This is a genomic window from Streptomyces sp. NPDC002144, assembly GCF_053593695.1.
This window is the reverse complement of sequence record NZ_JBSFDB010000017.1, coordinates 177,220-198,926: the sequence shown is the minus strand read 5'-3', so window position 1 is coordinate 198,926 and position 21,707 is coordinate 177,220. Positions and strand designations below refer to the sequence as shown.

The following is a 21,707-nucleotide window of genomic DNA, read 5'->3' as shown; positions in this document are numbered from 1 at the left end:
TCAGTCCACCTCTCCTGCTGCGCGCAGGTGTCGCAGGGCGTAGGAGCGCCAGGGGCGCCAGCTGTCGGGGACGTCGGGGCCGGGCGGGGCGACGTCGGGGTCGCCCAGGGCGCGGGTGCGGATGACGGCGACCGTGGCGGCGTCGAGTCCGGGCAGGGCGAGCAGCGCCGCCTCGGCGTCGTCGCGGTCGGCGCCGGGGTCGAGGCGGACGGCGCCGTCGGCGAGGGCCGCGGCGAGGGCGCCAAGCGGACCGTGGGGTTCGGCCTCGGCGAGGACGGCGGGTTCGGGGAAGAGGTGGGTGAGGCTGCCGGCGGGCGAGTCGAGCGCCTTGCCATAGCGCCGTACCAGCCGCTCGGCCTCCCGCGGCCCGACCAGCGCCCGCACCGCCAGCTCCTCCGCGTCGGCGGCACCGGGCGAGCGCAGTCCCGGCCGCGCCGCGACCAGCGGAGCGAGCCGCGCGTCCGCGCCGAGCCGCTCGTCGACGGCGTACGGGTCGGCGTCCAGGTCGAACAGGCGCCGCAGCCGCCCCACGGCGGTGGTCAGATCGCGGGGATCGGCGAGCTGCAGCCGGGCCTCGAGCCAGCCCCCCGGATGGGCACCGGACGCGGTCCTCACCACTCCCGGCCGCTCGTCGACGGCGACGACGCCCGTGCCGTGCGGAAGGCGCAGCGTACGGCGGTAGGTGCGCCGCCCGCGCGTCCCCTCGACCTCCTCCACGCCGGGCACGGCCTCGGCGGCGAGCAGGTCGAAGACGGCAACGGCCTGGTAGGGCCCCCGGTGGGCGAGCCGCAGCGGGATCCCCACCGCCTGCCGGCGGCCCCGGTGCCGCGGCGCGGCGGCCCGCAGCTCGCTGGGCGTCGCGGCGTACACCTCGCGGATCGTGTCGTTGAACTGCCGCACACTGGCGAACCCGGACGCGAACGCGATCTCCGTGATCGGCAGATCGGTCGTCTGCACCAGCACCCGCGCGGTGTGCGCCCGCTGGGCGCGGGCCAGGGCGACCGGTCCGGCGCCCAGCTCGGCGGTCAGCTGCCGCTGCACCTGCCGGGCGCTGTAGCCGAGCCGCGCCGCGAGCCCGGCCACGCCCTCCCGGTCGACGACGCCGTCGCCGATCAGCCGCATGGCCCGGCCGACGACGTCCGCGCGCACGTTCCACTCGGCCGAGCCCGGGACCGCGTCCGGACGGCACCGCCGGCAGGCCCGGAAGCCCGAGCCCTGCGCGGCGGCGGCCGTCGTGAAGAAGCGGACGTTGCGGCGCTTGGGGGTCACCGCGGGGCAGCTGGGCCGGCAGTAGATCCCGGTGGTCTCGACGGCGAAGAAGAACTCCCCGTCGAACCGGGCGTCCCGGCTGCGTACGGCTTCGTACCTGGTGTCCTCGTCCATCACGCCGTCCAGTCTCCGCCTGAGGGGGCAGGCGCGGCCAGCGGGATTCGGACGTGACGTTGCCTACCGCCGGCGGCCCCGCTTGGCCTCCATGGCCGCCCTGCCCTCCGCCCCCTTCCGCTTCCAGTCCCGGCGGATCTCGGCGCGCAGGCGGGCGTCCGTCTTGGCGACGATCCACTGGTTCTCGCGGATCAGCTTGCGGTAGCTCTCCAGGCGCCGCACGGCAAGCTCCCCGGCGTCGACGGCCGCCAGCACCGCGCACCCGGGTTCGGCGGTGTGGGCGCAGTCGTGGAAGCGGCACCGTTCGGCCAGTTCCTCGATCTCGCTGAAGACCTGACCGACCCCGCTCTCGGCGTCGTACAGCCCGACCCCGCGCAGACCGGGCGTGTCGATGAGGACACCCCCGCCGGGCAGGGCGAGCAGGTTGCGCGTGGTGGTGGTGTGGCGCCCCTTGCCGTCTACGTCCCGCGCGGCCCGTACGTCCATCACGTCCTCGCCGATGAGCGTGTTCGCGAGGGTCGACTTGCCGGCACCGGACTGGCCGAGCAGCACGGACGTGCCGGCGGAGACGAGGGACACGAGGACGTCGAGTCCGTCCCCCTCGACCGCGCTGACCGGCAGGACGGTCACGCCGGGCGCGGTGAGCTCCACGTCCTGGACGAGGTGCGAGCGGGTCACCGGGTCCGGCACGAGGTCGGCCTTGGTGAGGACGACCAGGGGCTGGGCGCCCGACTCCCAGGCGAGGGCGAGGAAGCGTTCGACGCGGCCCAGGTCGAGTTCGGCGGCCAGGGACACGGCGACGATCGCGTGGTCGACGTTGGCGGCGAGGATCTGCCCCTCGGACCGCTTGGAGGAGGTGGAGCGCACGAAGGCGGTGCGGCGCGGCAGACACGCGCGCACGTAGCGGGGGTTGCCGTCGGCTTCGACGGCGACCCAGTCGCCGGTGCACACGACCCGCAGCGGGTCGTGCGGGGTGACGAATGCGGTGTCGGCCCGCAGCACGCCGTGCGGGGTGACCACGTCGCACTGACCGCGGTCGACGCGTACGACGCGGCCGGGCAGGAGCCCTTCGGCGGCGTACGGGAGGAACACGTCCGCCCATGCCTCGTCCCAGCCGTAGGGAGCGAGCGCGGGGAGAACGGGGGAAGCAGAACTGGAAGTCAAGGGTGACCCTTCACAAGAGCGGCCACCGGCAAAGGGGTTGGGACTTCGGTGAGTCAGCCGACGGCCACGGAGGTGGACTTGATGAACTGGATGCGGGCAGCGCCCATCGTCATGACAGCCATCGGTCGACACCTCCTCGTCCTGTGCCTGGTTCTGTTCCTCGTGCGGGAACCGCCGCAACAGTAGCCCGTCACGGCGGAGGCGCGTCAACTGCTTTTCGCGCAGCTGTGTCCGTTGAGCGTCACGTCGTACGCCGGGGCGTTCTTGCCCTTCCAGGAGGCGAGGAAGCCGAAGGAGAGGGTGCCGTCGGCGGGGACGGACCGGTTGTAGTCGGCGGCCTTGGCGGTGACCCGGGAGTCGTTCTGGCCGAAGCTGGCGTCCCACATCTGGGTCACCTTCTGGCCGTCCCGGAAGGACCAGGCGACGCTCCAGTCGGTGAGGGCGTCGGCGGTGGTGACGGAGAGGGTGGCCTGGAAGCCGTCCGGCCACTGGTTGACCAGGTCGTAGGCGTAGGTGCAGGTCGTCGGGGAGCGGTCCGCCGAACCCGTACGGGCCGTCGAGGAGGAGGTGCCCTGCGGTTCGGGGTCGGGGTTCTTCTCGCCCGCGGACCTGGTCGCCGAGGCCGTGGGGCCCGGGCTCGGGGTGCCGGTGCCGGTGGCGGAGGCCCTGGTCGCCGGCGGGCTGAGGTCCGGCAGGGACGGGGCCGGCGCCGCCACCGGGCTGCTGTCGGTCGGATCACCGCTCGCCGCTGTGCCCTGGTCGCCGCCGAACGGCATCAGCGAGACGGCCAGCGCGAGCAGCGACACCACCACGGCGGCGACGAGCAGACCGTTGCGCAGGGCGCGGGCGCGCTGGGCGCCCGTCACGGTCCGGCCGCCGTCCCCGTCGGCCGGCTCCGGGCGTCCCGCGCCGAGGCGGACCTCGGCGGCCCGTCGGCGGCGCTCCAGGTAGGCGAGGCCGCCCCAGCCGATCACCCCGCCGGCGAGGGCGGCGGGCAGTCCGCCGCCGTGCGGGCGCAGACAGGCGGCGGCCTCGGCGCAGTCCACGCAGGTGGCGAGGTGGCGGGAGAGGTCGGCGGGGATGTCGGCGGCGGGCGAGCGGGTGACCGCGTCCAGCAGCCGGGCGTAGCTGCGGCAGTCCGCGTCCATCGGTGTGTCGAGGTGGGCGCGGTGGCAGCGGTCCCGGAACAGGCCGCGGACCTGGGCGAGTTCCTCGCCGACGAGGGCCGGATCGAGCGCGAGGCGGCGGGCGACCACGGACGTCGGCAGCGCCTCCACCTCGGCCAGCCACAGCAGTGCCGCGTCGGCCTCCTGGAGGTCGCGCAGACCGCGCAGGGCGAGCGGGCGCTGCAGCGGGGGCCCGGTGTAGCGGGCGGCCTTGTCCGAGTGGAGCCACAGCCGCAGATCGGGGTCGAGGTCGTGCCCCCGCCCGCTCTCCTCCCAGGCGGCCGCCGTGGTGCGTACGGCGGTCAACATCAGCGGGATCATGGGGAGTCGGGAGCGGCGGCCGGCGCTTCTGGTCGGGCCGCCGTCGCCGACGCGGACCTCGCGCATGCCGAGCGCGAAGGCCTCGGTGGCCAGTTGGGTGGCCGCTTCGGCGCCGGCCGTGCACAGATCGGCGTAGGAAAGCACCGCGTCCCAGCACTCGGAGAACAGCGCGGCCTCGGCGGCGTCCTTCGGGGTCGGCAGGTCGGGCATGGGTCTCCTGCATCCACGAGCGAGGTCAACTCACCTGATTGGCAACGGAGTTGTGGGGAACCTCGCGGGAGCCCGAGCCTTTCACAACGTCGTCACAACTGACAAGCGCCGTATTCAATTCGGTTACCGGCGGTCGCGTCAAGTGACCAGCGGTGGACCTCGTTCGGCCAGCGGTGGGAGTACACCACCGCGACCACCCGACCACGCGCGTCGAGTGCCTCGGTCCGGTACTCCCGTGCCCACTCCTCGTTGCTGCTACGAGAGTTATACGGAAGGAACGTCACGAAGTATCGATCCCGGCCGAGATTTATCGGTCCGTCACGGCTTCCGCCCTGCCGCACGGGAGGGGAGTCACAGCTCGGCCGGCTCCTGCGCGGGCAGGCTGTCCATGAAGGAGCTCACCGAGAAGACGGCGCGGCCGGGTCCGGGCGGGCCGTAGCCGGGGGGCGAGGAGAGACCGAAGTCGTCCATGGTCTGGCGGTAGGCCTGCAGCAGCCGGATGTGGTACTCCAGCGGCGCGCCCTGGGGGTTGGCCTTGCCGAGCGGGGTGGTCGGCTCGGGGCACCAGGTGGTGAAGCGGGGCGTGATGCCGTGCGACATGAAGAAGCGCAGTCCCTCGGTCGTCGAGGCGATGGCCTCGTCGACGGTGGTGAAACCGAAGGGCTCCGCCATCTCCACGCCCGCCACGAAGTTGGGGATGACGTTGCGCGCGCCGAAGACCTCCGCCGAGTCCAGGATGCGCTTGTGCCACTCGTCGCGGCCGACGTAGCGCTCCTTGCCGGGGCAGTACAGCTCGAACAGCCGGCGGTCCCACACCTCGTAGTTGGGGTGGTAGATCTGCACGCCGTAGTCCTTGAACCGCTGCACGTCGTCGCGCGGCAGCGCCTGGGCGACCACCTTGCCGATCCAGCGGCCCGGGAAGCGCTCCTCGATGGCCTTGGCGTAGTGCCCGTAGAAGTCGGCCTCGTCGCGTCCCGCGACCGTCTTCGTGATGGCACCGCCGGTGAGGGTGTAGGCGGTGGAGGCCTTCTGGGTGTCGTACCGGTCGATGATCTCGAGGGCCTCCAGCACCTCCTCGACGTCCTTCACCCCGGTGTACGGGCGCCCGGCGGCCTTGTGCTGGCGCCAGTTGTGGTTGATGTCGCAGTACTGGCACTCCTCCTTGGCGCCGAAGTACTGGCAGACGCGGAAAACGGTGAGATAGATGAGATAGCCCCACTGGATCGTCGGGGCGACCTCCATGACGGACTTCCCGTTGGAGAGGGTGTGCCGGTAGTACTCCGGCATGGGCGGCACGCCGACGTCGGAGATGCGTTTCCCGTCGAGGTAGAGCCCGAGCATGCCCTCCTCGTCGGCGGCGACCCGGTAGGGCGAGGACGGGTTCACCCGCACGGACACCACGGTCCGCCGCAGGTCGTACGGCCCTCCGGTGAGGATGATCTCCTCCGGCGGCCGGCGCAGCGCGGCCTCGCCGAGCTCCGGCAGGGTGCCGTGGTCGAAGGAGAAGATGAAGTACGACTTCGGCTTCACCTCGCCGCTCTCGTTGTCGCTGAGGGCGGACGGGTCGAAGGCGACGCCCCCTCGCAGCAGGTCCTCCTTGAAGACGGCTTCCCGCGGTACCTGCGGGAACCGCTCCATCAGATCCTCGACCAGCGCGGTACGGCTGCCCATCCCGATCTCTCCTCCCGGCTCCGGCGTTCGACTCCTCACGGTATGCCTTCGCCCGCGCGTCAGCCGTGCCGGGTCCCCGCACGGCGCGCGATATGTCCCGGTACGGGGGTGTTCGGCGGGAGCACCGGGTCGGGCACGGGCGCGCCCCAGACCGAGTTCAGCGGCAGGGTTCCGGCCCAGAGGCCCAGCTCCGCGTCGGGTCCGTCACCGTCGTCCGGCGCACCGGTGCGGATCTTCACCGACGCCTCCTCCAGGGAGAGCGCGAGGAGGGTGGTGGCGGCGAGCTCCTTGCGGTTCGGGCTCCGGGCGTACGACCACTGGCCCGGCGCCGTGTGCTCCGTGACCCGGCGCAGGCCCGCCAGTTTCTCCTCCGGGTCGGTGACCCTGCGGGCCACGCCGTGGATCATCGCGCTGCGGTAGTTGACGCCGTGCTCGAAGACCGAGCGGGCCAGCACCAGTCCGTCGACATGGGTGACGGTGACGCAGACGGGCGTACCGCCCGCGAGGCTGCGGCCGGCCACCGAGCCGTGGAGGTAGAGCTGCCGCTCGTCCCGGCCGTAGACGGTGGGCACGACCAGCGGCCGCCCCTCGACCACGACCCCCAGATGGCAGACGAACCCGGCGTCGAGGATCGCGTCGAGATCGGCCCGCTCCAGACTCCCCTGCTCGCGCAGACGCCGGTGTCTGGTGAGGTCGGTCACCGGCAGGGTCGCGGAGAGGGCGGCGGGCGGGCCGGCGGGCTGGCGGGGCGGGTTGGGTGATGGATCGTGGGCCATGGAGCCGCACGCTACCGATATCGCCAGGAAAACGCTACGGAAAGCCGAAAACAGTGGATGTAACGCGTTACGACAACGGAATCCGCAGCAAGCGGCGTCGGTCGTGCACCCCGCTCACGCCTCCCGCTCCAGCGCCCCCGGATCGACCGCGTACGCCAGCCCCTCCCCGGCCACGAAGCGCGCCGCCTCCTCCGCCACGGTCCGGCCGAGACGGGCCACCTCGTTGCCCTGGGATCCCGCCAGGTGGGGGGTGACGAAGGCGTTGGGGAGCGCGTAGAGGGGCGATTCGGCCGGCAGGGGCTCGGGGTCGGTGACGTCGAGCACCGCGGAGAGGCGGCCGGTGCGCAGTTCCGCGATCAGCGCGTCGTGGTCGACCAGACCGCCGCGTGCCGTGTTGATCAGCACCGCCCCGTCGGGCATCAGCGCCAGCTCGCGCCGGCCGATCATGTGCCGGGTCTCGGCGGTCTCGGGGGCGTGCAGCGTCACGATGTCCGAGGTGCGCAGCAGGTCGTCGAGCTGAAGCAGCGGTACGCCGAGCGCGGCGGCGCGGGCCTCGTCGACGTACGGGTCGGCGAGACTCGCCCGCAGGTCGAAGGGGCGCAGGAGGTCCAGCAGGCGGCGGCCGATGCGGGAGGCGCCGACGACGCCGACCCGGCGGCCGTGGTTGCCGATGCCGGGTACGAACTCCCAGCCGGGAAAGGCGCGCCCGGCGCGCAGCCGGTCCCGGGCCGTGAAGGCGTCCTTCCCGGCGAGCAGGATCGCCGCGAGCGTGTACTCGGCGACCGGGATCGCGTTGGCGGCGGCCGCCGAGGAGACGGCGATGCCGCGCCGCCACGCCTCGGGCGTCACGAAGCCCTTGACCGAGCCGGCCGAGTGCAGGACCGCGCGCAGCCCGGGGGCCGCGTCGAGGGCGGCGGCGTCCAGCACGGGGCAGCCCCAGCCGGTGACGAGGATCTCCGTGCCGGCGAGGACCTTCCGCACCCGGGGGTCGGCGAAGTCCTCGGCGACCAGCCCGGGGTCGATGTCCACGGACTCGTGGAGCCGTGCCAGCACCTCCGGCGGAAAGACCTGCGGAACGTTCTCGGCCGTCATGGCGAACAGCGCCTGGGGACGCTCGGGCAACGAAGGGCCTTCCGGCTCGGGGACGGGCGGTGGAAACCGGTATCTACGCTAGGCGGCGGCAAATGAGAGGGTCAACGCATGGGCACTCTCCGGGAGGGACGACACAGATGACGACCACGGTCACCAACTGGGCGGGAAACATCACCTACACCGCCAAGGAGCTGCACCGCCCCTACTCGCTGGACGGGATCAGGGATCTCGTGGCGCGCAGCGCGAAGGTGCGCGTGCTGGGCAGCGGGCACTCCTTCAACGGGATCGCCGAGCCGGGCCCCGAGGGCGTCCTGCTGACGGTCGCGGACCTGCCCCCGGTGATCGACGTCGACACCACGGCTGGGACGGTACGCGTCTCGGGCGGCGTGCGCTACGCGGAACTCGCCCGGATCGTGTACGCGCACGGGCTGGCCCTGCCCAACATGGCCTCCCTGCCGCACATCTCGGTGGCCGGCTCGGTCGCCACCGGCACCCATGGCTCGGGGGTCGGCAACGGGTCGCTGGCGGCGCCCGTGCGCGAGGTGGAGATCGTCACGGCCGACGGGTCCCTGGTCACCATCGGGCGCGGCGACGACCGGTTCGAGGGGGCGGTGACGTCCCTGGGCGCGCTCGGCGTGGTCACCGCGCTCACCCTGGACCTCGAGCCGTCGTACGAGGTCGAGCAGCGTGTCTTCACCGAACTGCCGCTGGAGGGGCTGGACTTCGAGAAGGTGGCGGCGTCGGCGTACAGCGTGAGCCTGTTCACCGACTGGCGGGCGCCCGGTTTCCGGCAGGTGTGGCTCAAGCGGCGCGCCGACCAGCCGCTGAACGACTTCCCTTGGGCCGCGCCCGCGACCGAGAAGCTGCACCCGGTGCCGGGGATGCCCGCGGTCAACTGCACCGAGCAGTCCGGGGTGCCGGGCCCCTGGCACGAGCGGCTTCCGCACTTCCGGGCCGAGTTCACGCCGAGCAGCGGCGCCGAGCTGCAGTCGGAGTACCTGCTGCCGAGGCGGTACGCCCCGGACGCGCTGCGCGCCCTGGACGCGGTCCGTACGACGGTCGCGCCGGTGCTGCAGATCTGTGAGGTGCGCACGGTGGCCGCCGACGCTCAGTGGCTGAGCCCGGCCTACGGGCGGGACACGGTGGCGCTGCACTTCACCTGGGTCGAGGACACGGCGGCGGTGCTGCCGGTGGTGAGGCGGGTGGAGGAGGCGCTGGAGGGCTTCGACGCGCGGCCGCACTGGGGGAAGGTCTTCACCGTTCCCGCGTCGGCGCTGCGCGAGCGCTACCCCCGGCTCGGCGACTTCCGGGAGCTGGCCCGCTCGCTCGATCCGCAGGGCAAGTTCGCCAACGCTTTCGTGCGGGATGTCCTGGGCGACTGACTTTATACACCCCATGTTTTAACCCGTTGCCGATTCACCTCAGGAGCCCATACTGTTGCGCCGCGCCGGGTCGACATGGCTCCGGCCTGCCCAAGGTCGGAGGTCAGGTGAGCGAGACGGTCCTGAGGACCCCCGCGCCGGGCCGGCTGTTCACTCGGCCGGCCACGGCCGCGTCCTGCGCCGGCTTCGTCCTCATCGGGATGCTCCAGGCGCTCTACGGTCCGGCCGTGCCGGGCCTGCGCGCCGAATTCGGTCTGTCCCCGGCGGGCGCCGGGCTCGGTCTGAGCCTGCACTTCACGGGAGGCGTGGCGGGCGTCCTCGCCTTCAACGCGATCCACTCCCGGATCAGCAACAGAGCTCTGCTGGCGGCGAGTTACGGCCTGATGGCGCTGGGCGCCGCGGGCTTCGCGCTCGCCCCCGGCTGGCCGCCGGCCCTGGCCGCCGCATTCCTCGCGGGCCTCGGCTTCGGCGGTATCGACTACGGCCTCAACCAGCTCTTCGCCGTCGGTTTCGGCGACCGCTCCACGGCCATGCTGAACGTGCTCAACGCCCACTTCGGCATCGGCGCGGTGCTCGGACCGGTGGTGGTGGCGTGGCTGGGCCGGGACGCGTACCCGTACGCCTTCGGGGCGTGCGCGGTGCTCGCGGCGCTGCTGGTGGTCGCGGGGTCGAGCGGCGTCCGCACGCCGGTGACCGGGACGGAACCGGTCACGCGGACGCGGGCGACCGTCGCGGAAGCGGTTACCCGGACTCGGGCAACCGCCGCGGAGTCAAGCCCCCGCATTCCGGTGACCGACACGGAACCCGTGCACGGCACTCCGGAGACCTACGCGGAACCGGTTCCCGCGAAGGGCCGGCTCGGACTCCTGCGCATCCTCCTCGGCTTCCTCGCCCTCTACGTCCTCAACGTCGCCGTCGAGGCCGGTGTCGGCGGCTGGGAACCCACCCATCTGGAGACCGTCGGCTACGGCGCGACCGTCGCCGCGTCGGCGACCTCGGTGTACTGGCTGATGATGACGGCGGGCCGCTTCCTCGTCGTCCCCGTCGCCCTGCGCCACTCCCCCGAACGCATCCTCACCGTCTGCGCGGCCGGCATGACCGTGTGTCTCCTGCTGGCACCGGCAAAAGGACTGGCGCCGGTGGCGTACGCCGGTGTTGGGTTGTTCATCGCGCCGGTCTTTCCGACCGGTCTGCCCTGGCTGAACAGGGCCCTTCCCCAGGCGAGGCGCGCCGGTGCCTGGGTCATCGCCGCGTCGATGGCCGGCGGGGTGGCGGCGCCGCCCCTGCTGGGCGTGGGCATCGAGACCTGGGGCATCCATGCGGTCCCCTGGCTGCTGACCGCGCTCTCCGCCGCCTCCCTCGCGGCAACCGTACGGCTGATCCAGCTCACCCGGAGGTCCGTCGAGTGATCGGCAGCATCGAGGTCCGCTCCCTCTCCCGCTCGTTCCACACCACCGTGCGCCGGCCCGGTTTCACCGGCGCCCTCAGATCCCTCGTCAACCCGGAACGGGCCGTCAAGCACGCCGTCTCCGACATCTCCTTCGACGTGGCACCGGGCGAACTCCTCGCCCTGCTCGGCCCGAACGGCGCCGGCAAGTCCACCACCATCAAGATGCTCACCGGCATCCTCACCCCCACCTCCGGCGAGGCCCGGGTGGCGGGCGTGGTGCCGTACGAGGACCGGGAACGCAACGCCCGTAACATCGGCGCGGTCTTCGGGCAGCGCACCCAGCTGTGGTGGGACCTGCCGGTGCGGGAGTCGTTCGCGATCCTGCGCGACATCTACGAGGTGCCGGGGCCCGAACACGCCGCGCGTCTGAAGGAGTTCGACGACATCCTCGAACTGTCCTCCTTCTGGGACACCCGGGTGCGTCATCTCTCCCTGGGCCAGCGGGTGCGCTGCGACCTGGCCGCGGCGCTGCTGCACGACCCGCCGGTGGTCTTCCTCGACGAGCCGACCATCGGCATGGACGTGGTGGTCAAGGAGCAGGTCCGCGAGTTCCTGCGCCACCAGGTCGAACAGCGCGGCCGTACGGTCCTGTTGACGACGCACGACATGACGGAGGTCGAACGGCTCGCCGAGCGGGTCGTCCTCGTCAACCACGGGCGGCTGGTCCTGGACGGCACCCTCGACGAGATCCGCCGCAAGTACGGCTCGACCTGGCAGGTGCGGGCCACCCTCGCCGACGCGCACACCGACGTCGTACCGCCGCCGGGCATCGCGCTGCTGCGGCAGGAGGGCCCGCAGGTCGTGTTCGGTCCGGACGGACCCGACGCGCCCACCGTCCACCAGGCGCTCAAGGCGGTCATCGAGCGGTACGAGGTGACGGGCATCGCCATCGACGAGGCGGACCTGGAGGACGTGATGCGTGCCGCGTACGTCCACGCCGGTCCCGGCGCGGAAGGGGCCTGACGGTGGCCGTCCTGCACGCCTGGCGCGCCGCCCGCGTCACCCCGCTCGGCGAGCTGCACGCCCCGCCCCGGATGACGGCCGTGCTGGTCCGGCTGATCGTCCAGGTGGTACTGGTCGCCTCCCTGTGGAACGGCCTGTACGACCGCACGACGGTCTCCGCCGGGATGAGCCGCGACCAGGCCGTCACCTACGCCGTGCTGGCCGTACTCGCGTCCCGGCTGCGGGAGTTGGACCAGTACGCGGGCCGGGACACGGTCATCCAGCACATGCACTTCGGCACCATCGTCTACTGGTATCTGCGCCCGCTGTCGCCCGCCCGCTACCACGCCCTGCGCGCCCTCGGCGAGCAGGTCTACGGGGCCGCGTGGGCGCTCGCCGGATACGCGGTGTGCCTCGCCGCCGGGGTGGTCCAGCCGCCCGAATCGGCCGCCGTGGCCGGGGTGTTCGTGCTCAGCATGCTGCTCGGGCAGCTCGTGCTGTACCACGTCATGCTCCTGCTGGACCAGATGTGCTTCTGGACCGTGCGCAACAGCGCCGCCATGCTCATCCTGATCTTCGCGCAGAACCTGATGTCCGGGGTCTACGCCCCCCTGTGGTTCTTCCCCGCGTGGTTCCGCACCCTGAGCACCTTCCTGCCCTTCCAGGCGACGCTCAACGTACCGCTGTCGCTGTACGTCGGCCGCATCGAACTGTCCGACGCGCCGCTGCAGTTGGCGATCCAGGCCGGCTGGGTCGTGCTGCTCCACCTGTTCACCCGGTTCCTGTGGCGGCGGGCCGCCCGCCGGGTCATCTCCCAGGGAGGCTGAGGTCGATGAACGCCGTCAAGATCGCCTGGCGCGTCACGCGTCTCAACTTCCGCTCCCAGCTGGAGTACCGCACCGAGTTCCTGCTGATGGTCGCGATCGGCGCGATCTGGCAGGTGTCGGTGATCGTGTTCGCGACCGTGCTGCTGACCCGGTTCACCGGGATGGGCGGCTGGGACAGCTCCGACGTGCTGCTGATCCCGGCGACGCGGATGCTGGCGCACGGGCTGTTCGTCCTGGTCCTGGGCCGGATGCACGGCATCGGCCGGTTCATCCAGGAGGGGCAGATCGACGTCTATCTGCTGCGGCCCATGCCGGTCCACCGGCAGGTGCAGCTGCAGTACTTCCCCACCAACGCGATCGGTGACCTGACCGTGGCCACGGGACTGATGGCCGGCGCCCTGTCCCGCAGCCACCTCGACTGGAACGCCGGCCGCATCACGTATCTCATCGTCTGTCTCGTCGGCGGCATGCTGCTGGAGGCCGCCCTGTTCACCGCGGTGGCCAGCGCGTCCCTGCGCTTCCCCACCGCCGACTACTGGAGCCGCTGGCTGGAGGAGCTGCTGGGCACCTTCGGCAGCTACCCGCTCAACGTCCTGCCCAAGGCGGTGGGCGGCTTCCTCACCTTCGGCATCCCGCTGGCGTTCGTCGCCTACTTCCCGGCGGCCGTCCTCACCGGCCACGGCCACGACACGGGCGTCCCGTACTGGCTGGCGGCCGCCTCTCCCCTCATCGGCGTCCTCGCCTACCTCGCGTCCCGCCTCCTGTGGCGCTGGAGCCTGAACCACTACACGGGAGTCAACGGCTGAGGGCCCGCCTCAGGACGGGCGCCCCGACCGCCGTACCGGAGTGAACAACGCCACCGCGGCGATCACGACGCACAGGCCGCCCGCCACCAGCGCCACCGGGGCGGTGCCGTGCCGCTCGGCGGACCAGGTGAGGGCGGCCGCGCCGATCGGGGCGGCCGAGTAGTGCAGGGTCCAGAAGGCGGAGGTGACGCGGCCCAGCAGCGGCTCGGGGGTGACCTCCTGACGCAGGGACATGGAACAGGTGCCCGCGATGCCGACGCACGCCAGAAAGGTCGCGCTCAGGCCGGCCACCACGGCCATGTCCCGCGTCCACCCCAGGCCGGCGAACGCCGGCCCGCACACCGCCGTCGCCCCCGCCCAGGTCCACCCGAACCCGAACCGGCGGCGGATCCGGGCGACCAGCAGCGAGCCGGCGATCGTGCCGAGCGCACCGCACGCCATGACGGTGCCGACCGTGCCGTCGTCCTGGCCTAGGTCGTGCTTGACGTGGTAGATCACCAGGTCGGTGAGGCCGAGGGTGAGGAAACTGAAGCCGAAGAGGAGGGCGGTGAGGGAGCGCAGGACCGGGTGCCCGTAGAGGAAGGAGACTCCGGCCCGCAGGTCCCGCCACAGACCGGCCCGCCGCGCCGCCTGGTCCTCCGTGCCTGGACGGTCGTCCGCGGAACGCGGGCGGATGCGGACGAGGAGCAGACAGGCCGCCGAGACCCCGAAGCTGGCCGCGTCCACACCGACGGCGGAGGCGGGGCCGGCCCACGCGGCGACGAGCCCCGCGCACACCGGCCCGAGCACGCCCGCGGCGGCCGCCGTCGCGTTCAGCCGGCCGTTGGCCTCGGTCAGCCGCTCGGTGGCGACCAGACCGCGCACGACGGACACATATCCGACGGCGAAGAACGTCCCGACGGCCTCGCACAGCGGCAGGACGCCGTACAGCAGCCAGATCCGCGGACCGAACAGCCACACCAGCGGGATCGCGCCGTACAGCACCATCCGTACGAGGTCACAGCCGATCAGCAGCCGCCGCCGGTCGACCCGGTCCACCACGACCCCCGCGAACACCCCCGCCACCACCGACGCGGCCCCGCCCACCGCCGTCAGCAGCCCCATCCGGGCGAGCGAGCCGGTGGCCTGCAGGACGAGAAGCGGAAGGGCGATCAACGCGAAGGAGTCGCCGAGGACGGAGAGGGTCTGGGCGGTCCAGAAGACGGCGAAGTTCCTTTGGCGCCAGAGGGGTTGGAGGGACGGGGGCGATGACTGGGCGGTGATCTGTCCGGCCGATTCGCGCCCCGGGGTGGGCTGATGCGCCACGCAGCTTCTCCCCTTCCCGTGGACAGTGCTCTGTCACCCTGCCAAATCTCGCTCGCTCCAGGGGATCCAGGGCCACTAGGCTCATCCCTGGATGTTCCACCGCCGAGATCACCTACGGCATGCTCCACGCCTACTGCGCCCTGGAGGCCACCGGCACTTCGGCACTGGCCGAGGGAAGGACAGCAGGACGATGACTGAGCCGCACCACGACATACGCGGCAGCGGACCCGTGCTTCTGATCATCCCCGGTGGCGCCGGGCACCCCATGGGCCTCGATCCGCTGACCGACGCGCTCGCCGACCGGTTCACCGTCGTCACGTACGACCCCCTCGGCCTCGCCCATGGACGGCTCGGGGAGCCGGTGGAGGACCAGCGGGTCGAGGAGTGGAGCGAGGGAGCGCACCGGGTCCTCGAAGCGGTCCTGCCCGAGGGCGAGTCGGCGTACGTCCTCGGCACCAGCTCCGGCGGCATCGTGGCCCTCGACCTGCTCACCCGCCGTCCGGAACGGCTGCGGCACGTCGTAGCGCACGAGCCGCCGTGCGTGGGGGTACTGCCCGACGGTCTCCGGCATCAGGCCATGTTCCGGGCGGTGTACGACACTTACCGCGCGGCAGGCCTGCAGGCGGCGGCGACACGGCTGAACGCCGCGCTGACGGGACAGGAGCCGTCGCCGGATCCGGTCGACGGCCACCCCTTGTCCAGGGACGAGGAGTTGAGGAACCCGATGGCCCTCTTCCTCGCTCACGTCCTGCGACAGTTCACGTCCTACCCGCCGGACCTGGCCGCCCTCACCGACTCCCGCAGCCGTCTCACCCTCGCCGCCGGTTCCGACTCACGGGGTCAACTCCTCTTCCTCACGGCCGAGTTCCTCGCCAACCGCACCGGCAGCCGCTTCGTCGAGTTCCCCGGCGGTCACATCGGCGTCATCCAACACCCCGCCGCGTTCGCCGAACGGCTCGCCCAAACGCTGGCCCCGCTCGACGACCGAAGTGCGCCGCTGCCCGGTTAGCCCCTGTCACTCCCCGCCCGGCAGGGATCGTCCAGGGGCCTCATCCCGCCGGCCGAGGCCCCTGGACGACGACCCCGCTCCCCGCGTCGTCGAACAGGACCCGCGCCTCGGGTCCGTCGCTCCAGCGCACGGCCAACTCGCCTGCTCCGTAGGCCTTCACGGACACCGTTTCCTCCAACGGCACAGGATCCGCCTGCCCGGTGAGCCGCGCCAGGGCCACGAAGAGTGTGGCCTCGTCGTCGGTGATTCCGGTGAGCGTGTCCGACAGGCCGACTGCCGGGAGGAGTTCGGACCGCAGGGCTTCGCGTTCCGCCGTCCACCCTGTGACCCGGACCGGCGTCCCCGGTCCCGCACCTGTGACTCTGAACGCCCGCACCTCCACGGCCCCTCGCACCAGCACCACACTGGTGACCCGGGCGCCCGCGCCGGCGACATGCCGTGACGCCGCCCATCCGTCGCCCACGCCCAGCGGCTCGATCTCCGTCCGGCCCGGGTCGTCGCCGACGATCACGCTGTTGTCGTACGACGAGGAGGGTGCCGTCGCCGTCGAGTACGCGAGGCGCGTGTAGTACGGGTCGTAGCGGACGTCCTCGCTGCCGTGGTTGTGGAGGCGCACCAGGCCGTCCGAAGCGGTCGACTGCACAAGCCAGTTGGGCGGGGCGATGGGTGTCGTCGCGTCCGCGCGCTCGGCCGGTCCCGGTTCCTCCGTCGCCGTCCACACCGGGTGGTCGGGCGGCAGGAGGAGGCCGAGGAAGCCCTTGCCGGCCCAGTAGGGCGAGGCGGGGCCCGAATAGCCTTGCAGGACGGCCGGGTCGGGGCCGTGCCAGCCGAGGGTGAGGAGACCTCGGTCGTCCACGGCTCCCCGCTCCAGGAAGTACTTGAGGGCGCCCGAGGCGAGCCTGCGCGTCTCGCCGGGGGCGAGGGGCGTCCGGTCGGTCAGCGCGCCGAGCCACAGCGGTGCCGTGGTGGCGAAGCGGTAGGTCAGGGAACGGCCCTGGTGCATCGGCGCGCCGTCGCCGCCGAACAGACGGGCGTAGTCCTCCAGATGGCGCGAGAGCCTGCCGCCGTAGAGGTCGAGCAGGCGTTCGTCGTCGGCGAGCCACGCGTGCAGCACCGGATAGAGGTGCATCGCCCAGCCGTTGTAGTAGTCGAACTTGCGGCCGTCGCCGTCGGTGTACCAGCCGTCTCCGAGGTACCAGTCCTCGATGCGTTCCAGGCCGCGGTCGATCGCCTTGCGGGAGGCCGCCGTCTCGTGACCGACCTCGTCGAGGAATCCGCCCACCGTCACGGGAAACAGTTCCCAGTTGCACGGCCACGCCTCGGCGGTCAGCGCGTCGCCGAGCCAGGCCGCCGCCCGCTGTCGTACGCCGTCGTCCAGCCGGTCCCACAGCAGCGGGCGGGTCAGGCGCAGGGCGAGGGCGATGGAAGCGGCCTCGACCAGGGGCTGGCCGCGGTCCTCGATGCGGGGCCAGACGCCCGCGGTGCCGGCCGCGAGGCCCTCGGCGTAGCGCTGGAGGGCGCTCTCGTCGCGGCGGAAGGCCGCGAGGAGGAGCGTACGGGCGTACCCCTCGAGGCCGTCGGAGATCCGGCCCGACCAGCTCTGGCGGTCGCCGGGGAGGTGATAGAGCGCGCCGCCCTCGGCCGCGTACGGCTCGACGGCGGCGAGCAGGGCGTCGGCGACCTCCTCCCAGTGGGCTCGGGTGTAACCGGTGCGCGGGCTCAGGGTGACGTCGGCGGAGGGCAGGTGCATCGGCTCTCTCTCAGGGAATTGCGGAAACGACCCGGATCACGCCGTCCGGATCACCCGGAGGGGAGACCTGGGGCGCCCCGGTTCCGGTCGAGACGCCCCAGGCGTTCATCCCACCCGTACCAGGCCCTTCGGCACCAGGTGCTGGGCGAGAAGTCCGTCACGGACAAGACCCGCGTACACCGTCGCACCGTATGCGGAGGTGTGGGTGTTGTCCTTCTTCTCGTTGTAGAGGTAGATCGTTTTGGAGCCCTCGACACCCAGGGACTCCACCAGCGCCTTCGTCCTCGCGGTCAGATCGATCAACGGTACGTGCTCCGCGGCCGCCACCGACCGGATCACCGAAGGATGGTCCACACCGAGACCATTGACCAGCAGCGCTGTGTTGTTGTTCAAGGTGCCGTCCGCATTGAACCACTGCCGCACGATCGGCGTCACCAGGACCGGCTTTCCGCCCTTGTCCCGCACCCCGGCCACGAGGGTCTCCAGGTTGGCCCGGTAGGTCGCCTCGTCGGTCGTCTTGTCGTTGTGCGCCAGCTGGATCAGTACCAGGTCACCGGGGCGGATCAGGGGCCGCACCGTCCCCCACAGCTGCGGGTTCCCCAGGTACGTGACCGTACTCTCGCCGGAATCCGCGTAGTTGGCCACCGACACACCCTTGCGGAGGAACTGCGGGAGCTGCTGGCCCCAGCCGGAGTACGGGTCGGCGGGCTGGTCGCAGACCGTGGAGTCGCCGACGAGGAGGATCTGGCGGGTGTGCCGGGCCGCCGGGGTGACGCGGATGCCCGCCAGGGCGGGGGCCGAGCCGCGAAGGGCCAGGTCCAGTCCGGGAGTTCCGTCCGGGCCGGTCGGCTCGCCCTCCGGCGTACGGACGTTCACGGTGAAGCCGCGGGCCACGCGCTCGCCGGCCGCGGCGGGCGTCTCGGGGAGCAGGGAGCGGCGGGTCTCGCCGCTGATGCCGGTGCTGGACGCGGCCTCGCCGCCGAGCAGGACGGTCACGTCGTAGGTGCCGGGCGGCACGTCGAAGTGGCAGGCGGTAGCGGTGCAGTGGTCCAGGCCGAGGGACTTTGCCGCCTCGTGCGCCTGGGCGGGCGTGGCGGTCAGTCCGGCACCGAGGATCAGCGCCGCCAGCACGGTCGGCACGGTCGGCTTGAAACGTCTCATTCGCGAATCCCTCCGGGGAACGACCGGAACGACAGAGCCTGGCCGCTGGACCGTACCGCTACTGGCAAGCGCTTTCCAGTCCTTGGATCTATTTCACGAGACTGCCAACCCCCTTCAAGCGAAAGCCCTTTCGCGAAATCGATTCAACTGTCACCCTGCCAAGCACTCGCACCCCCACGGCTCATGAAGGAGGCACCCCCATGTCCGAAACCGCGAACAGACCGGTCGGCCGCCGCACCTTCGTCCTCGGCACCGCGGCCGCCGCGGGCACCGCCGCCCTCGCCGGTCCGCTGGCCGGCTCCGCGTCCGCCGCCGGCTTCGGCTGGAGCGACGACGGCTCCCACTACGTCGTCGACACCGGCGCGAGCCTCGTCTTCAAGGTCAGCAAGTCCAACGGCGACCTGACCTCGCTCGTCCACAAGGGCACGGAGTACCAGGGTTACGGCGGCAAGAACTCCCACATCGAATCCGGCCTCGGCACCTCGACGGTGACGATCGGTCAGTCCGGCTCGACCATCCTGGTCTCCGTCACCTACGGCACGCTCAAGCACTACTACGCGGCCCGCAGCGGCGAGAACAACGTCTACCTGTGGACCAACAAGGCCGACGACTCGGTTTCCGCGACCCGTTACATCGTGCGCGTCAAGGCCGGGATGTTCCTCAACGACGAACCCGACAGCTACACGTACACGACGACCACCGTCGAGGCCTCGGACGTCTTCGCCAAGTCCGACGGCCAGACCCGCTCCAAGCACTACTCCAAGCTGCGGGTCATCGACTACGACTACATCGGCTGGACGACGGGAAGCGTCGGCCTGTACATGGTCCGCTCCAATCACGAGAAGGCGTCCGGCGGCCCCTTCTACCGCTCGCTGCTGCGCCACCAGAGTGCCGACGGCGGCGGCCTCTACGAGATCCTCTACTACGGCGAGAACCAGACCGAGTCCCAGCGTTTCGGCCTCCAGGGCCCCTACGTCATCGCCTTCACCGACGGCGGCGCGCCCTCGTCGTCGCTCCACCACGCCAACATCAGCACGGCCTGGGCGGATTCGCTCGGCATCTCCGGGTACGTGCCCGCGAGCGGACGCGGAAAGGTCGCCGGCGTCGGGATCACCGGACGCGACACGGCGTACCCGTACACGGTCGGCCTCGCCAACTCGGCCGCGCAGTACTGGGGTTCGGCGCGCTCCTCCGACGGCTACTTCTCCCTTCCGGGTGTGCTGCCGGGGACGTACACGCTGACCGTCCACAAGGGCGAACTGGCCGTCCACAGCGGCTCGGTGTCGGTCACCGCGGGCGGCATGACCACGCTCAACACCATCGCCGTCCCGTCCTCGAACGACCCGAGCAACGCGAGCGCGATCTGGCGCATCGGCGACTGGAACGGCTCGCCGAGCGGGTTCAAGAACGCCGACCTGATGACGTACGCGCATCCGTCCGACGTCCGCGCCGCCCCCTGGACCGGCAACGTGGTGATCGGCAGCGGCAGTGAGACGTCCGCCTTCCCCTGCTATCTGTGGAAGGACGTCAACAGCGGCATCATCGTCTACTTCAGGCTGACCGCCGCCCAGGCCGCGGCGGCGCACACCCTGCGGATCGGGGTGACGACGGCCTATGCCAACGGCCGGCCACAGGTCGTCGTCAACGACACCTGGACCTCCGCCGTCCCCTCGCCGCCCGCGCAGCCGAGCACACGGTCGCTGACCGTGGGCTCCTACCGGGGCAACAACCACACGTTCACCTACAGCGTGCCGGCGTCCGCCTGGCTGACGGACACCAGCGCCTACAACACGCTGAGGATCTATGTGGCGAGCGGCTCGGGGTCGGCCTCCTATCTGAGCGCGGGCACGTCGATCGACGCGATCGATCTGCTGATCTGACGTCAGGTGCCGTGCGTCCACTGCTGGTTGGTGCCTCCGTTGCAGGAGTACGTGATGATCGCGGCGGAGTTGGCGGTGGACGCGCCGGACACGTCCAGGCACTCACCACTGGAGCGGGCCTTGACGTTCACGTAGGAGCCCGAGGTGACGACCGACCACTGCTGGGCGGTGGCGCCGGTGCAGTTCTCCTGGGTGACGCCGGAGGCGTTCTCCTGCAGGCACAGGGAGCTGCCGCGGCCCATCAGCTCGTAGTAACCGGTCCCGAGGTCCTTGAACCACCACTTCTGGTTGGTGCCGCCGTTGCAGGTGTACTGGCTGATCGCGACGCCCTGCCACAGGGACTGGTTCGCCACGTCCGCGCACTTGCCGCTGTGCCGGGCGACGAGCGTGTTGTACGTGGCGCTCGTCCCGCCGACCGTGCCGGCGGTGGTGTCGACGGTGACCTCGGGGTACCAGGACATGGACATCGAGGTGGAGGTGGGGAAGGTCAGCGGCAGCCAGACGTAGCGGGAGTCGTTGACCGTGCCGCCGAAGGAGTTGCCCCACCGGTCGCCCATGTAGAGGTACGAGGTGCCCGAGGTGCCGGTGACGGGGAGGACGTAGGCGGTCTGGGAGTTGTAGGCCGTGGAGTCGCCGACGTTGGTCCAGGAGGTCCAGGGGCCGGAGAGGCTGGTGGCGGTGGCGTACTGCTGCTGGTTGGCGCTCCAGCCGGTCGCGCCCGAGGTCAGCATGAAGTAGACGCCGCCCCGTTTGAACAGGGCCGGGGCCTCGCGGTGGCCGCCGGGCCAGGGGTTGGCGACCCGGTCGGCGATGGCCGTGTAGTCGGCGGTGAGCCGGTAGATGTGCAGGTCGTAGTTCTCGTTGGCCGCCGAGACCATGTAAGCGGTTCCGTCGGTGTCGACGAACGTCGTGATGTCACGGGACATGTACTGGCCGAGCGGCTGGAAGCTGCCCTGGTAGGTGTAGGTGCCGTCGACGGTGTCGGAGACGGCGACGGCGGCACGCGCCTCGCTGTAGTCGACGCCGTTCTCCTTGTGCATCCACATCACGAACGTGCCGGTGGAAGCGTTGTAGATGACCTTCGGGCGCTCGATGTAGGCGGTGCCCAGTTCGGCGGCGGAGGACTGGGTCAGGACGTGGTTCCTGAACTCCCAGTTCTTCAGGTCGGTGGAGCGGTAGGCGTCCACGTACCGGAAGGTGTTGTCGGCGTTGCGGTCCTCGCCGAACCAGTAGTAGTAGGAGCCGACCTTGATGACTCCGCCCCCGTGCGCGTGGACGGCGGCGCCCGAAGTGTCGGTGAACTGGGTGCCGTTGGTGATCGTCTGGGCGGCCGCCCGGGCGGGGCCGGCGGTGGCGAGAGCGCCGAACAGGCCCAGGCACAGGGCGAGCAGGACCGCGTACGCACGTCTCAT

17 protein-coding genes are annotated in these 21,707 nt (G+C 71.5%); 7 read left to right on the top strand and 10 right to left on the bottom strand.

The window, feature by feature from the left end; all coding sequences use genetic code 11:
- From ACWCQ1_RS25755 to ACWCQ1_RS25730, 6 genes are all read right to left on the bottom strand, one after another.
- Positions 1-1,383 (bottom strand): AlkA N-terminal domain-containing protein, encoded by a 1,383-nt coding sequence (locus tag ACWCQ1_RS25755; protein ID WP_358603288.1) that lies wholly within the window; start codon positions 1,381-1,383, stop codon positions 1-3.
- 63 nt (positions 1,384-1,446) lie between these two features.
- Complete coding sequence (rsgA, locus tag ACWCQ1_RS25750) at positions 1,447-2,547, bottom strand: ribosome small subunit-dependent GTPase A (RefSeq protein WP_358603113.1); 1,101 nt, start codon at positions 2,545-2,547, stop codon at positions 1,447-1,449.
- A 206-nt stretch (positions 2,548-2,753) separates the two neighbouring features.
- Positions 2,754-4,244, bottom strand: coding sequence for a cellulose-binding domain-containing protein (locus ACWCQ1_RS25745; protein ID WP_358603116.1), 1,491 nt, complete (start codon positions 4,242-4,244; stop codon positions 2,754-2,756).
- A 351-nt stretch (positions 4,245-4,595) separates the two neighbouring features.
- Positions 4,596-5,915, bottom strand: coding sequence for a radical SAM protein (locus ACWCQ1_RS25740; RefSeq protein ID WP_133041688.1), 1,320 nt, complete (start codon positions 5,913-5,915; stop codon positions 4,596-4,598).
- Between the two features lie 59 nt (positions 5,916-5,974).
- Positions 5,975-6,691: a pyridoxamine 5'-phosphate oxidase family protein gene (locus ACWCQ1_RS25735; RefSeq protein WP_358603119.1), complete on the bottom strand. Its 717-nt coding sequence runs from the start codon at positions 6,689-6,691 to the stop codon at positions 5,975-5,977.
- 114 nt (positions 6,692-6,805) lie between these two features.
- On the bottom strand, positions 6,806-7,813 hold the full coding sequence (locus tag ACWCQ1_RS25730) for a hydroxyacid dehydrogenase (protein WP_358603122.1): 1,008 nt from the start codon (positions 7,811-7,813) through the stop codon (positions 6,806-6,808).
- A 107-nt stretch (positions 7,814-7,920) separates the two neighbouring features.
- Between ACWCQ1_RS25730 and ACWCQ1_RS25725 the strand changes: the two genes are divergently transcribed.
- The 5 genes from ACWCQ1_RS25725 (at position 7,921) to ACWCQ1_RS25705 (ending at position 13,190) form a co-directional block, all read left to right on the top strand.
- Positions 7,921-9,165, top strand: a complete 1,245-nt coding sequence (locus ACWCQ1_RS25725; RefSeq protein ID WP_358603125.1) for a D-arabinono-1,4-lactone oxidase — start codon at positions 7,921-7,923, stop codon at positions 9,163-9,165.
- A 107-nt stretch (positions 9,166-9,272) separates the two neighbouring features.
- Positions 9,273-10,574: an MFS transporter gene (locus tag ACWCQ1_RS25720; protein ID WP_358603128.1), complete on the top strand. Its 1,302-nt coding sequence runs from the start codon at positions 9,273-9,275 to the stop codon at positions 10,572-10,574.
- Positions 10,571-11,578, top strand: coding sequence for an ABC transporter ATP-binding protein (locus ACWCQ1_RS25715; RefSeq protein WP_133041684.1), 1,008 nt, complete (start codon positions 10,571-10,573; stop codon positions 11,576-11,578). The genes ACWCQ1_RS25720 and ACWCQ1_RS25715 overlap by 4 nt, the downstream gene beginning before the upstream one ends.
- 2 nt (positions 11,579-11,580) lie before the next feature.
- Entirely contained in the window at positions 11,581-12,384 is an 804-nt protein-coding gene (locus ACWCQ1_RS25710) for an ABC transporter permease (protein ID WP_133041683.1), read from the top strand.
- A gap of 5 nt (positions 12,385-12,389) precedes the next feature.
- Positions 12,390-13,190 (top strand): ABC transporter permease, encoded by an 801-nt coding sequence (locus ACWCQ1_RS25705; RefSeq protein ID WP_358603131.1) that lies wholly within the window; start codon positions 12,390-12,392, stop codon positions 13,188-13,190.
- 9 nt (positions 13,191-13,199) lie between these two features.
- Here the strand turns inward: ACWCQ1_RS25705 and ACWCQ1_RS25700 are convergent, their stop codons facing one another.
- Positions 13,200-14,453, bottom strand: coding sequence for an MFS transporter (locus ACWCQ1_RS25700; RefSeq protein ID WP_358603291.1), 1,254 nt, complete (start codon positions 14,451-14,453; stop codon positions 13,200-13,202).
- Positions 14,454-14,685: 232 nt separating this feature from the next.
- Between ACWCQ1_RS25700 and ACWCQ1_RS25695 the strand changes: the two genes are divergently transcribed.
- Positions 14,686-15,504 (top strand): alpha/beta fold hydrolase, encoded by an 819-nt coding sequence (locus ACWCQ1_RS25695; RefSeq protein WP_358603134.1) that lies wholly within the window; start codon positions 14,686-14,688, stop codon positions 15,502-15,504.
- Positions 15,505-15,544: 40 nt separating this feature from the next.
- Here the strand turns inward: ACWCQ1_RS25695 and ACWCQ1_RS25690 are convergent, their stop codons facing one another.
- Positions 15,545-17,254 (bottom strand): DUF2264 domain-containing protein, encoded by a 1,710-nt coding sequence (locus tag ACWCQ1_RS25690; protein ID WP_451027477.1) that lies wholly within the window; start codon positions 17,252-17,254, stop codon positions 15,545-15,547.
- A 105-nt stretch (positions 17,255-17,359) separates the two neighbouring features.
- Positions 17,360-18,415: a rhamnogalacturonan acetylesterase gene (locus ACWCQ1_RS25685; protein ID WP_451027476.1), complete on the bottom strand. Its 1,056-nt coding sequence runs from the start codon at positions 18,413-18,415 to the stop codon at positions 17,360-17,362.
- Between the two features lie 200 nt (positions 18,416-18,615).
- Here ACWCQ1_RS25685 and ACWCQ1_RS25680 point away from each other — a divergent pair, with 200 nt between their 5' ends.
- Positions 18,616-20,295 (top strand): rhamnogalacturonan lyase B N-terminal domain-containing protein, encoded by a 1,680-nt coding sequence (locus tag ACWCQ1_RS25680; protein ID WP_451027475.1) that lies wholly within the window; start codon positions 18,616-18,618, stop codon positions 20,293-20,295.
- A 2-nt stretch (positions 20,296-20,297) separates the two neighbouring features.
- On the opposite strand, the gene ACWCQ1_RS25675 is transcribed toward ACWCQ1_RS25680, so the two are convergent.
- Positions 20,298-21,707 carry an RICIN domain-containing protein gene (locus ACWCQ1_RS25675; RefSeq protein ID WP_451027474.1) on the bottom strand — a complete coding sequence of 470 codons (1,410 nt, stop codon included), beginning with the start codon at positions 21,705-21,707 and terminating at the stop codon, positions 20,298-20,300.

Excerpts from the sequence above, each read along its gene's own strand:
- ACWCQ1_RS25740 (WP_133041688.1), bottom strand. The coding sequence starts at position 5,915 with ATGGGCAGCCGTACCGCGCTGGTCGAGGATCTGATGGAGCGGTTCCCG.
- ACWCQ1_RS25735 (WP_358603119.1), bottom strand. The coding sequence starts at position 6,691 with ATGGCCCACGATCCATCACCCAACCCGCCCCGCCAGCCCGCCGGCCCG.
- ACWCQ1_RS25695 (WP_358603134.1), top strand. The coding sequence starts at position 14,686 with ATGACTGAGCCGCACCACGACATACGCGGCAGCGGACCCGTGCTTCTG.
- ACWCQ1_RS25755 (WP_358603288.1), bottom strand. The coding sequence starts at position 1,383 with ATGGACGAGGACACCAGGTACGAAGCCGTACGCAGCCGGGACGCCCGG.
- ACWCQ1_RS25690 (WP_451027477.1), bottom strand. The coding sequence starts at position 17,254 with ATGCACCTGCCCTCCGCCGACGTCACCCTGAGCCCGCGCACCGGTTAC.
- ACWCQ1_RS25680 (WP_451027475.1), top strand. The coding sequence starts at position 18,616 with ATGTCCGAAACCGCGAACAGACCGGTCGGCCGCCGCACCTTCGTCCTC.
- ACWCQ1_RS25685 (WP_451027476.1), bottom strand. The coding sequence starts at position 18,415 with ATGAGACGTTTCAAGCCGACCGTGCCGACCGTGCTGGCGGCGCTGATC.
- ACWCQ1_RS25745 (WP_358603116.1), bottom strand. The coding sequence starts at position 4,244 with ATGCCCGACCTGCCGACCCCGAAGGACGCCGCCGAGGCCGCGCTGTTC.
- ACWCQ1_RS25725 (WP_358603125.1), top strand. The coding sequence starts at position 7,921 with ATGACGACCACGGTCACCAACTGGGCGGGAAACATCACCTACACCGCC.
- ACWCQ1_RS25675 (WP_451027474.1), bottom strand. The coding sequence starts at position 21,707 with ATGAGACGTGCGTACGCGGTCCTGCTCGCCCTGTGCCTGGGCCTGTTC.
- ACWCQ1_RS25705 (WP_358603131.1), top strand. The coding sequence starts at position 12,390 with ATGAACGCCGTCAAGATCGCCTGGCGCGTCACGCGTCTCAACTTCCGC.